Annotated in this window: 9 protein-coding genes; 4 read left to right on the top strand and 5 right to left on the bottom strand. The window is 44.4% G+C overall.

Annotated features, from left to right (window positions below; all coding sequences use genetic code 11):
• Nucleotides 1-90: 90 nt before the first annotated feature.
• From KPL72_RS20840 to metK, 5 genes are all read right to left on the bottom strand, one after another.
• A complete protein-coding gene (locus tag KPL72_RS20840) occupies nt 91-951 on the bottom strand; it encodes an energy transducer TonB (protein ID WP_212916946.1) in 861 nt (286 codons plus the stop codon).
• A gap of 7 nt (nt 952-958) precedes the next feature.
• Nucleotides 959-1,906, bottom strand: coding sequence for a glutathione synthase (gshB, locus tag KPL72_RS20835; protein WP_219704322.1), 948 nt, complete (start codon nt 1,904-1,906; stop codon nt 959-961).
• Between the two features lie 288 nt (nt 1,907-2,194).
• Nucleotides 2,195-3,700, bottom strand: coding sequence for a TolC family outer membrane protein (locus KPL72_RS20830; protein ID WP_219704321.1), 1,506 nt, complete (start codon nt 3,698-3,700; stop codon nt 2,195-2,197).
• A gap of 100 nt (nt 3,701-3,800) precedes the next feature.
• Entirely contained in the window at nt 3,801-4,547 is a 747-nt protein-coding gene (locus tag KPL72_RS20825) for a 16S rRNA (uracil(1498)-N(3))-methyltransferase (RefSeq protein WP_212916943.1), read from the bottom strand.
• Between the two features lie 108 nt (nt 4,548-4,655).
• Nucleotides 4,656-5,819 (bottom strand): methionine adenosyltransferase, encoded by a 1,164-nt coding sequence (gene metK, locus KPL72_RS20820; RefSeq protein ID WP_219704320.1) that lies wholly within the window; start codon nt 5,817-5,819, stop codon nt 4,656-4,658.
• 385 nt (nt 5,820-6,204) lie between these two features.
• Here metK and tkt point away from each other — a divergent pair, with 385 nt between their 5' ends.
• The 4 genes from tkt to fba all read left to right on the top strand — a co-directional run bounded on the left by tkt (nt 6,205) and on the right by fba (nt 11,910).
• Complete coding sequence (tkt, locus tag KPL72_RS20815; protein WP_219704319.1) at nt 6,205-8,205, top strand: transketolase; 2,001 nt, start codon at nt 6,205-6,207, stop codon at nt 8,203-8,205.
• 111 nt (nt 8,206-8,316) lie between these two features.
• Complete coding sequence (locus KPL72_RS20810) at nt 8,317-9,348, top strand: type I glyceraldehyde-3-phosphate dehydrogenase (RefSeq protein ID WP_219704318.1); 1,032 nt, start codon at nt 8,317-8,319, stop codon at nt 9,346-9,348.
• A 34-nt stretch (nt 9,349-9,382) separates the two neighbouring features.
• On the top strand, nt 9,383-10,546 hold the full coding sequence (locus KPL72_RS20805) for a phosphoglycerate kinase (RefSeq protein WP_219704317.1): 1,164 nt from the start codon (nt 9,383-9,385) through the stop codon (nt 10,544-10,546).
• A gap of 296 nt (nt 10,547-10,842) precedes the next feature.
• On the top strand, nt 10,843-11,910 hold the full coding sequence (fba, locus tag KPL72_RS20800) for a class II fructose-bisphosphate aldolase (protein ID WP_212916938.1): 1,068 nt from the start codon (nt 10,843-10,845) through the stop codon (nt 11,908-11,910).
• The last annotated feature ends 186 nt before the right edge of the window (nt 11,911-12,096 follow it).

Raw genomic sequence — 12,096 nt, 5'->3', positions numbered from 1 at the left:
CCCCCAATATTGGTTGTCCAACTATTGGGGGTCACTTCAAAGTGAGGGCTTTTTTATGCCTGTTGATTTTATAGTCATTGGGCCGTGCGTTTACTGACTTTGTAGTTGGTTGCCTGGAACAAATCGCCATGTGCGAATGATTTCCAGCTTATCTACTTCTTTCTTTAGTTCACTAGGGAAGACCTGAAAAGGTTCCGCCAAACGAACAATGCGCATGGCTGCATCGTCGAGCACTCGAATACCAGAGGAATGCAATACTTCAATATCATCGACATAACCGTTCGGCTGTATAATAACGGCTAGGCGCAGCTCTCCATAAAGATGGTTACGTTTTGCTTCTTCTGGATAGTGAATATTACCTATACGTTCAATTCGGCGTCGCCAGTCATCTAAGTATTGCGCATCAACAGCGGCTTTGGCGGAGACTGAGGTCAAACGGCGAATTCTTGGGCGCTTAGCATAGGCTTGGCGTTGTTGGTCTAACAGAGCTTCTAAGGTGGCAATGTCGTTGGATATATGACTAGGGATTTGAGTTTCGCCACGAAATTTTTCTTCTAGCGTTTTCGGTTCATTTTCAGCTTCATTGATAATCTCAAATACCGCCTCTTGGTCTTGTGTTGCGAGCAGACTTGGTTCGTCGATAGGTTCGGCAGAGGCAAGCTGAGGCTGGACTGGAGGAGATATTTCTTGGATGGTATCTGACAAGAAGCGGGCATCTTCGGTGGTGGTGAGCTTTTGCTTGCGTATTTCTGTGCCGCTGGCTTGCTGATTGGCTTGGGCGATAAAGTCAGCTTCGACCGGTGCTTTTGTTGTATGTTGAACAAGCGTTACTTCCAGTGTTTTCGGCTTGGGTGCAGGCAGAGCAAAATCGAAACCAAAAATCATCACCATTAGCACATGAAAGCTAATGGCGATGAAAAGCGCGATAGAAAATTTTTCTCTTATTCGCATGTTGATATTACTGAAGACGTTTTTCTATGGCTTCTATCAACATCATGGCGATATTTAAATCGAACTGATTGTCTAATTCACGAACGCAGGTTGGGCTGGTGACGTTTATTTCAGTGAGGTAGTCGCCAATCACGTCTAAGCCAACAAACATTAAGTTCTTTTCTTTTAATGATGGGATAACTTGCTCGCAAATCCAGCGATCACGCTCAGTAAGAGGTCTGCCTTCACCACGTCCGCCGGCAGCTAAGTTACCACGGGTTTCGCCTGATGCTGGAATACGTGCTAGTGCAAACGGCACAGGTTCACCATTAACAACCAAAATGCGCTTGTCGCCATCTTTGATTTCTGGGATGAATTTTTGTGCCATGATTTGCTCTACGCCCATGTTTGTTAAGGTTTCAATAATCACGCTGACGTTTGAATCATCGGGTTTGATACGAAAAATCGAGCTGCCGCCCATGCCGTCTAAAGGCTTGAAGATAACGTCGCCATGTTCTTTATGGAAGCTTTTCAGCAAGTCTGCACGTCGAGTTACTAAGACTGGTGGGCAGCAGTGTGGGAACTGAGTGGCGAAGAGTTTTTCATTACAGTCACGTAAGCTTTTTGGATCATTGACCACAAGTGCGCCATCTCTTTCTGCTTGTTCTAGAATCATGGTGCTGTAGACGAATTCGCTATCAAATGGTGGATCTTTGCGCATTAAAATCACGTCCATATCACCCATAGCCATTTTTGTTTCTTCGCCAAGATCGTAAAAGTGTGCTGGATCTTTATAAACGCTTAATGGACGAGTCATGGCGTAGGCTTTGCCATTGTCCAAAAATAGGTCTTTTTGTTCCATGTAAATCAGTTGCCAACCCTTGTCTGCAGCAGCCCATAACATGGCAAGTGACGTGTCTTTTTTATAGTTTATGGATGAAATTGGATCCATAACAATGCCGAGTTTGATAGTCATAAAATGGTTCCTAAAGCGAAAGCAACGTTTCAGTGCTTTGTTTAATCTGTTAATAGGTGTTGATGCTATAGAAATATGGGGACGCTGAGAAGAAAAAACACCTATGATTTTCAGATAGTTGCTTAGATGAACCAGAATATAGGGATGAGTGGAAGTAATGAAAAAAAAGCCTTTATCATTATATGTTCGGTGGTGTCTGTTTTTGATGTGTTAAAGCAGAATCATGGGTGGCGTCGCTTATGCGTTTACACTAATGACTCTGCTTTATTGAGGCCCTCGTTTATAAAACTACCAGCTACCAGAATTTCCATCGGCATCTAAGAAAAGATCATTTTCTTGTGTTTTCTGAGGAGTGCTGGCTGCCGGAGCTTCTGAAGGCTGAGGCGAGCTATTAACTTTTACTGAATCTTCTGCGGCTTTTAATTCGTCAATAGCGCTTGGCTCAGGAGCCGGCGGTGCTTTTTTCTTATCAAACTCGTCATTAAAACCAAGCAGTTGTGGACGGTAGATACGGAACGCACGCATCAGTTCGCCTTTGGCATTAAATAAACGAAATTCTGAGAAAAGCTCATCATAGTCTGCGTTTACGTAATCTTGGCGAGCTTGAAAAAGTTCATTTTCGCTGTCTAGTACATCAAGTAGCGTACGACGGCCTAAGCGAAATTGCTTTTCATAAGCGATCTGAGATTCTTTTGTTGCAATGACATATTGTCTAATATGCTCTTTTTGTCCTGTGGTTGCTTCAAAGGCTGCCCATGCAAGTCTTACGGTTAGCTCTGTGTCTCTGATGGTTTTACGGCGTATTTCGGAAGCCTGAACGTATTGTTGAACTGCCGCTTCTTTTTTACGCTTATGCGTGCCACCGCTGTAGAGGTTGTAGTTTAGTCGCACCATGGCCAATAAATCTTCACTGGGGCCTCGGTCTCCGTCAATGTTGTTGTCCCATGTACGTTCTAAGACAAAATTAACCGTTGGGTAGTTATCAGCATTAGCAACTTTTTGCAGACTTTCTGTTGCTGCGACATCCCAGCGAGCGCCTTCAATAGCTGGGTTTTTCTTCAAGGATTCATTGATCGCAGAATCAAGATTTTTTGGCAGCAAATCTTTATCAGGGATTGGGTAGATTAAGTCTTTCGGTGGCATTTCTCCGACGACATTTCTGTAGTTGCTCTCTGCATCTTGAAGATTGTTCACGGCTGCAAAGTAATTAGCATGAGCTTTGGCAAGACGCGCGGTAATTTGGCTAAGGTCGGATTGTCGGCCAATACCTGAATCACTTTTTAGTTTGATTTGCCCGTAAATACGCTCGTGTGTTTTTAGGTTTAGTTCAGCAAGGCTGACCAATTCGCGGTAGCGTAAAATATTGGCATAAACCTGAGCGACCTCTAGAGCAGTATTTTCAACTGAAATCAGAGCGCTCCAACGATCTGCCTCGGCTTCGCTGTTTAATCGTTCGACATCGTTTACGGTTGAAAAGCCATTAAATAGTGGTTGATTAAGAGAAAGTGTTAGTTCTCGACGAGTAAGATCAATATCGTCCGAATTGGAGTTGTCTGCATACGTCGTTTCTCGGCCAATACCCGCAGAGAGGTCTGCACTCGGGTAATAGCCGGAACGACGAGCAATCTCAGCATTTTCTTTAGACTCGCGATACTGTGCTACAGCTTGTCTAACAGTTGGGCTGTTTTCGATTGCCGTATATGTCGCCTCCTCGAGAGTAATTGCATGCGCTATTGCAGGTAGAAAAACTGTCCCTATATAAACCGTGCAAGTCAAAACTATTCGATGAAACATGTGATTATCTATCCTTTATTGAGATCTACTGAAATGGTAAAGCCATTTAGATCCTTAATATGTAGCGATTCTGTTAGTTACAGCTTTTTATGAGAATAGACTAAATATCACCCCATAGAGTGTTAATAACGCTAAGGGCAACAACGGGAGCTGTTTCTGTTCGTAGCACTCTTGGGCCTAGTGCGATGGCATTAAAGCCTGATTTTTCAGCGAGTTGGACTTCTTTTTCAGTTAATCCTCCTTCTGGTCCAATCAATAAAGCCACCTGATTATTTGTTGGTTGTTCATATTGGCGAATTGGTTTTGCGCTATGATGATGTAACGTAAATTTTAACATTTCGTTACATTTCTCCAGCCATTCACTCAATTCTATTGGTGGATAAACAATAGGAACCACACCTCGACCACATTGTTCCGCTGCACTGATCGCAACTTGTTGCCAATGTTGTTGGCGCTTTTCAGCACGGCTGTCGTGCAGTTTTACTTCACATCGCTCACTAAAAAGAGGTTGGATAGCAAATACGCCAGCTTCAACGGACTTCTGAATGGCGTAATCCATTCGTTCGCCTCTAGACAGTGTTTGTCCAATTGTTACTTGGATTGGGGATTCATTATCCAGTGCTTCAAAATCTGTGACATGAATATTAGCGGAGCGTTTTTCAACATCGCACAAAGTGGCGTTAAATTGACCGCCTTTACCATTAAACTCTCGGCCATTAAAAACACGAATAGGATGGTCTGATTTTAAACGCAATACTTTGCAAAGGTGCTGAAACGCAGAATCTGGTAAGGCAAAGGTGCTATTCACGCTGAGTTCTGTATCGATAAAAATTCTTGGAATACGCATGTTTTGCCTTATGTCTTTAAAAAATAGAAATAAAAAAGCCTTCCTCTGCACGTGTTGTCTAATAAAAGAGTAGGGCAGAAGAAGGCTTTATAACGGAAAATCAGGAAATTATAAACCTGCCGCTTTGCGTAATGCGTCAGCTTTGTCTGTTTTTTCCCACGTGAAGTTTTCACCTTCACGACCAAAGTGGCCATAAGCCGCTGTTGGTAGGTAGATTGGGCGTTTTAGGTCTAGCATCTTAATCAAGCCTGCTGGACGTAATTCAAAATGTTCACGCACTAGTTGTGAAATCAGCGCGTCGCTTACTTTGCCTGTGCCGAAAGTATTGATACTGATAGAGGTTGGCTCAGCAACACCGATGGCGTAAGAGATTTGAATCTCACACTTATCAGCAAGGCCTGCGGCAACGATATTCTTAGCAACATAACGACCAGCGTACGCAGCAGAACGGTCAACTTTAGATGGATCTTTACCAGAGAAAGCACCACCTCCGTGACGAGCCATGCCGCCGTATGTATCAACGATAATTTTACGACCGGTTAGACCGCAATCGCCAACTGGGCCACCAATGATGAACTGGCCTGTTGGGTTGATGAAGTACTTAGTTTCTTTTGATAACCATTCTGCAGGAAGCACTGGCTTGATGATCTCTTCCATCACCGCTTCACGAAGGTCTGCTTGTTTTACTGATGCGCTGTGTTGTGTCGAAAGAACAACCGCATCGATAGCGCATGGTTTGCCATTTTCATCGTAACGGAAGGTAACCTGGCTTTTTGCGTCTGGGCGAAGAAAATCTAGCGTGCCGTTTTTACGAACCTCTGCTTGGCGTTGAACTAAACGATGCGCGTAAGTGATTGGCGCAGGCATTAGCACGTCTGTTTCGTTAGTGGCAAAACCAAACATCAAACCTTGGTCGCCAGCACCCTGTTCCTTCTCATTTGCTTCATCAACACCAACGGCAATATCAGAAGACTGTTTGCCGATGGCGTTCATCACGGCACAAGATTCCCAGTCGAAACCCATGTCTGAACTGTTGTAGCCGATTTCACGGATAACGCCACGAGCGATCTCTTCAATGTCGACCCATGCGTTGGTACGAACTTCACCCGCTACCAGTACCATGCCTGTTTTTACCAGTGTTTCGCAGGCAACACGTGCTTCTGGATCTTCTGCCAAAATGGCATCAAGGATGGCGTCGGAAACTTGGTCCGCTATTTTATCTGGATGACCTTCAGAAACGGATTCTGAAGTAAATAAAGAATATTCTGACATGTTTAGTGCCTCTATCAAAAATGATGGATAAGCGCTAAATAGGTATAAAAAAACCCGCTTAGCAATGATTATATTTCAAAAAAAGCTAAACAGGTCGTATTGCTTCTGTTTAGCTGAATTTATATAGCGTCCGCAAGCCGAAACAAATCGACGCTTTTAAGTGATGTGAATAATGAACTAGAGCTGTTTAAATATCAACCCGATCTGTGGATTTTAATGAGGCAAAGGACGATTTTTTTGTTAGGATGGTGCAGATTTTTATGTGATTTCATTTTCTTTGCCCAATGTTTGGGCGTCATGGTGGTGCCAGCATTGCAAGGTGGCTCTATCCTGTAGAGAATGTCCTTTCTATTTTGTTCGTTAAGCTATCAGGAGTGGAATAACCATGCCGTCTCGTAAACAACTTGCTAACGCCATACGTGCATTGAGTATGGATGCCGTACAAAAAGCTAACTCAGGTCACCCAGGTGCGCCAATGGGGATGGCGGATATCGCTGAAGTGCTATGGAATGATTTTCTAAAGCACAACCCAAATAACTCAAAATGGGTTGATCGCGACCGCTTTGTGTTGTCAAACGGCCATGGCTCTATGCTGATTTATTCTTTATTGCATTTGTCTGGTTATAAATTACCAATTGAAGAGCTAAAACAATTCCGTCAGCTTCACTCAAAAACTCCGGGTCACCCAGAATATGGCTACACTGACGGCGTAGAAACCACAACAGGTCCATTGGGCGCAGGTATCAGTAACGCGGTAGGTATGGCGATTGCTGAGAAAACTCTGGCAGCGCAATTTAACCGTGAAGGTCATACTATTGTTGATCACAACACTTATTGCTTCCTGGGCGATGGCTGCTTGATGGAAGGTATTTCTCACGAAGCGTCTTCTCTAGCGGGTACGTTAGGTCTTGGTAAACTGGTCGCTTTCTGGGATGACAATGGCATTTCTATCGATGGTCATGTTGAAGGCTGGTTTACAGATAACACGCCACAACGTTTTGAAGCGTATGGCTGGCACGTTATTGCTGGTGTAGATGGACACGATCCAGAAGCGATCAAAGCCGCAATTGAAGCAGCAAAAGCTGAAACAACCAAACCAACACTGATCTGTTGCAAGACGATTATCGGTTTTGGTTCACCGAACAAATCAGGCAGTCACGATAGCCATGGTTCACCACTTGGTGATGCTGAAGTTGCTGCTGCTCGTGAATTCCTAGGTTGGCCTTACGCTCCTTTCGAAATTCCTGCTGATGTTTATTCTGGTTGGGATGCAAAAGAAGCGGGTTCTGCTCGTGAAACTCAGTGGAATGCCCAGTTTGAAGCGTATAAAGCAGCTTACCCTGAATTGGCCGCAGAGTTTGAACGTCGTGTGATTAAAGGTGAATTGCCAGCAGACTTCGAAGCGAAAGCACAAGCTTTCATTCAAGAAAGCCAAGAGAAGGGCGAGAATATTGCCAGCCGTAAAGCATCACAAAATGCAATTGGTTTCTTTGGCGCTATGTTGCCAGAATTACTAGGTGGTTCTGCAGATCTTGCGGGTTCTAATTTGACGTTATGGTCTGGCTCGAAAGGCATTCAAGACGATCCAGCGGGTAACTACATTTACTACGGCGTTCGTGAATTTGGTATGAGCGGTATTATGAACGGTGCCTCTTTGCATGGTGGTTTTATTAACTACGGTGCGACCTTCATGATGTTTATGGAATACGCGCGTAATGCGGTTCGTATGTCTGCTTTGATGGGCATTCAAAACGTGTTTGTTTACACACACGATTCTATTGGTCAGGGCGAAGATGGCCCAACTCACCAACCCGTTGAGCAATTAGCTAACTTGCGTATGACACCAAACATGTCTGTGTGGCGTCCATGTGATGCAGCTGAAACTGCGGTTGCTTGGAAAGCCGGTATCGAACGCCGCGATGGTCCAACGTCATTGGTTTTCTCTCGTCAAGGTTTGCCTGCGCAAGCTCGTGATGCCGAGCAATTGGCGAATGTTGCCAAAGGTGGTTATGTTCTGAAGAACTGTGCTGGTACGCCAGATCTTATCTTGATTGCAACTGGCTCTGAAGTTGGTCTAGCTATGGATTCTGCTGACGCGCTAACAGCGAAAGGTAAAAAAGTTCGTGTGGTATCTATGCCATCAACGAATACATTTGATGCACAAGATGCTGCTTACAAAGAGTCTGTATTGCCAAGCAATGTGACTAAGCGTGTTGCTATCGAAGCCGCTCATACTGATTACTGGTACAAGTACGTTGGTTTTGAAGGCGCTATGGTGGGTATGACGACTTTTGGTGAGTCGGCTCCTGGTGGCGACCTTCTGAAATACTTTGGCTTTACGGTAGACAATGTGGTTGCGACTGCTGAGAAAATTCTAGCCGCGTAATCTTGTTGCTTGATAAGAAAAGAGGCGTACGTTTGTATGCCTCTTTTTCCTTTTATTAAGGCGGAGGGTGATTATTTTAGGTCACTTTCTTTGCGATGAAGTAGTAGGAATATGTTGCGAGTCGCTATCAATGGTTATGGTCGTATCGGACGCTCGGTATTACGAGCGCTCTATGAGAACGGCTACCGTGATCACATCCAAGTGGTTGCTATTAATGAATTGTCTGATATTGAGACAATCAGTTATCTTACGCGCTATGACACGACTCATGGCCGCTTTCCTCAGCCAGTTTCGACTCAAGGTAATGCGTTGCTTATTGGCGACGATGCGATTTTGTGTTTTTCCTGTGCAACGCCCGCTGAACTTGATTGGTCATCTCTTGAGTTAGATATGGTACTTGAATGCTCTGGTAGCTTTTCTGGACGAGAGGGTGCACAAGCCTATTTAAATGCCGGTGTTCCAAGAATGTTGCTGTCTCAACCCGCAGCATCTGATGTTGATGCGACGATTGTGTATGGTTTTAATCATCAGGACATTCAGACGGATTACAATATTGTTTCGGCGGCATCTTGTACGACTAACTGTTTGATTCCCGTTTTGGACATCGTTAAGCAATATTCTGGTGTTGTGCATGGTATGACGCAGACGATTCACTCGGCGATGAATGATCAGCCCGTAATTGATGGCTATCATACCAAAGACTTGCGCCTGACTCGTGCAGCCTTGAGTTCGATTATTCCTGTCGATACAGGATTGGCGAGAGGTATTACACGGATGATGCCAGAACTTGACGGAAAAATGGGTTGTAATGCGGTGCGTGTGCCAACATTAAATGTTTCTGTAATTGATTTAGTTTTACGTACAGAACGAGATGTGACGGTTGATCAAATCAATGGGCAGTTAGAACAAGCGGCACACTCAAAATACGCAGGGTTAATGGGGTTTACTAAAGAGGCTCACGCTTCGGTGGATTTTAATCATGATCCACGTTCGGTAATTATCGATAGTACGCAAACCCAAGTAATCGACCAGCGAATGGTGAAGTTACTATGTTGGTTTGATAATGAATGGGGCTACGCTAATCGAATGTTGGATGTGGCTAAGTATTGGGCAGGTGTGATTGAACAATCAAATTTGGATTGAGACATCAGAAGTTTAAACGACGAGGACATCGTACATGACTGTAATTAATATGAAAGACGTGGATCTGGCGAACAAAAGAGTATTGATCCGTGAAGACCTTAACGTACCTGTGAAAAATGGCAAGGTGACTAGCGATGCGCGTATTCGTGCGGCCTTGCCAACCATTAAATTGGCGTTAGCTGCTGGCGCAAAGGTCATGGTGATGTCTCACCTTGGTCGTCCAACAGAAGGTCTGTACGAAGAAGAATACTCGCTTCAGCCTGTTGCGACACATCTTGCGAGTTTGCTAGGACAAGACGTACCGTTAGCAAAAGATTGGTTGGATGGCGTTGAAGTTGAGTCTGGTCAGCTTGTTCTAGTTGAAAACGTACGTTTCAATCTTGGCGAGAAAAAAGACGACGAAGCCTTGTCTAAAAAAATGGCGGCGTTGTGCGATGTGTTTGTGATGGATGCATTTGGTACGGCTCACCGTGCTCAAGCTTCTACTCACGGCGTAGCGAAATTTGCACCAATCGCTTGTGCTGGTCCATTGTTGTCGGCTGAGCTTGAAGCATTGGAAAAAGCCTTAGCGAAACCTGCTCGTCCAATGGCGGCGATTGTTGGTGGCTCAAAAGTATCGACTAAATTAACTGTATTGGAATCTTTGTCTGATAAAGTGGATCAATTGATTGTTGGTGGCGGTATTGCCAACACTTTCTTGGCTGCCGCTGGTTTTCCAGTGGGCAAGTCTTTGTACGAAGAAGATTTGATTCCTCAGGCAAAAGCTTTGATGGCGAAAACCAGCATTCCGCTACCTGAAGACGTTGTTGTCGCTACTGCGTTCGCGCCAGATGCCGTTGCGACAGTGAAAAATGCTGCAGATGTTGGTCCTGATGACATGATTTTGGATATTGGACCAAAAGCTGCCGCTGCGTTTGCTGCGTTGCTTGAAAAATCCCAAACGATTATCTGGAATGGCCCTGTTGGCGTTTTTGAGTTTGATCAGTTTGGCGGTGGAACTAAGGCGCTTGCGATGGCTATTGCAAGCAGTAAAGGATTTTCCATTGCTGGTGGTGGCGATACGTTAGCTGCTGTTGATAAGTATGACATTGCGGATCAGGTCTCTTATATTTCTACTGGTGGTGGCGCATTTTTAGAATTTGTTGAAGGAAAAGTGCTGCCAGCGGTTGCGATGTTAGAGTCACGCGCGCAAAATTAGTATCAAAGAATGGCAAAGATCGTTCTAAAGCACTTTATAAGTAATAAAAAGGCGAAAAGCCTACTTCGTTAACACTGTTAGACGCTGCATATGATTTGTGCTGAAAACAGTGTTGGTGAAAACAAAACTAGAGAGTGACCTACTCGGCGCGAGTCGAGTATGACAATAACGATAAGGCGTAAGCCACATGGTTTGTGATAAGCAATGCCATGATTACAAAATCACAGAGTTAACTAACACCATAACTCTGTTCGTTATAAATAAAATATAAGACAAATTGTCAGAGGAAACCTTTTATGCCTTTAATTAGTATGCGTCAACTGCTCGACCACGCAGCGGAGCACAGCTATGGTTTGCCAGCCTTCAACGTGAATAACATGGAGCAGGTTAAGGCGATCATGGAAGCTGCTCACGAAGTGAATTCACCTGTTATCATGCAAGCCTCTGCTGGTGCTCGCAAATACGCTGGTTCGCACTTCTTGCGTCATTTGATTGCGGCGGCGATTGAAGATTACCCACATATCCCTGTTGTAATGCACCAGGATCATGGTACGTCTCCAGCTATTTGCCAACGCTCTATTCAGCTTGGTTTTTCTTCTGTCATGATGGATGGTTCTTTGATGGCTGATGGTAAAACACCGGCTAGTTATGACTACAACGTTGATGTGACTCGTCGTACTGTTGAGTTCGCACATGCATGTGGTGTATCTGTAGAAGGTGAGTTGGGTGTGTTGGGTTCTTTGGAAACCGGTCAAGCTGGTGAAGAAGATGGTGTTGGCGCTGAAGGCACACTTTCCCATGATCAAATGTTGACGGATCCACAAGAAGCGGTGGATTTTGTTAATGCAACTGGCATTGATGCATTGGCTGTTGCGATTGGAACAAGCCATGGTGCATACAAGTTTACACGTCCGCCTACCGGCGACATTCTCGATATCGAACGTATAGCAAAAATCGTAGAGTTACTACCAAACACTCATATCGTATTGCACGGTTCGTCTTCTGTCCCACAAGATTGGTTGTCTATCATCAATGAGTTTGGTGGTGACATTCCTGAGACTTACGGTGTGCCGATTGATGAGATTGTTAAAGCGATTCGTTACGGTGTTCGTAAGGTCAACATTGATACAGATTTGCGATTGGCGGCAACCGGTGCGATTCGTCGTAGTTTGGCTGAACACAAAGGTAACTTTGATCCACGTAAATACTTAACGGAAAGTATCAAGGCGATGAAAGCGGTTTGTATTGATCGCTATGAAGCCTTTGGTTGTGCTGGTCAAGCTTCTCGCATTCATACTATGGATCTGGAAGAGATGGCTGTACGTTATGAGCGTGGTGAATATTCTGGTGGTCGTGTTTTTTAAGTCTAGCTTTAAAGAGAGTAATGCTTAATAAAATGGTGAGTAGATATAGGTGAAGGAAAGTTTTTTCAAGTTTTTTAATAAAAAAACAAAAAAACTATTGACCGGAAAATTCAATTACCTATAATGCTCGCCATTCCTTGCGGGAGTGGTGGAATTGGTAGACACGCTGGATTTAGGTTCCAGTGC

The organism is Marinomonas lutimaris (assembly GCF_019426345.1).
GTDB classification, from domain to species: Bacteria; Pseudomonadota; Gammaproteobacteria; order Pseudomonadales; family Marinomonadaceae; genus Marinomonas; species Marinomonas lutimaris.
This window is presented reverse-complemented; position numbering and strand designations above follow the sequence as displayed.